This is a genomic window from Virgibacillus profundi, from assembly GCF_002287375.1.
GTDB classification, from domain to species: domain Bacteria; phylum Bacillota; class Bacilli; order Bacillales; family Amphibacillaceae; genus Virgibacillus_K; species Virgibacillus_K profundi.
This window is the reverse complement of record NZ_NPOA01000090.1, coordinates 1-409: the sequence shown is the minus strand read 5'-3', so window position 1 is coordinate 409 and position 409 is coordinate 1. Positions and strand designations below refer to the sequence as shown.

General features: G+C 38.9%; 1 protein-coding gene. It reads left to right on the top strand.

The window, feature by feature from the left end; all coding sequences use genetic code 11:
- Positions 1 to 409 (top strand): DEAD/DEAH box helicase family protein (locus tag CIL05_RS21645; protein WP_133065318.1); only part of this gene is annotated, 409 nt, incomplete at both ends.

The following is a 409-nucleotide window of genomic DNA, read 5'->3' as shown; positions in this document are numbered from 1 at the left end:
TGACCATGCAGGAACAGGTAAGACATTCACTTCGCTACGTATAGCAGAAAACGAAACTGGAGGTAAGGGATTAGTACTTTTCTTAGTACCATCAATTGCCTTGTTAGGTCAGACACTTAGAGAATGGTCAGCTCAATCAATCAATCCAATCAATGCGGTATGTATATGCTCAGATCCTGCTATCTCTCAAAAGAAGAAGAAAGACGCAGATGTAGATTTCTTCAGTACTATAGATTTAGCATTGCCAGCATCTACAGATACAGATAATATCGTACGCCAGTTCCAACATATAGAGAAGCATGGTCATGACGGTATGACTGTTGTATTCTCTACTTATCAATCGATAGAAGTTATATCAAGAGCTCAAAAAGCACTTGCGAAAGAAAATTATTTTCTGCGGCGAAGGAAT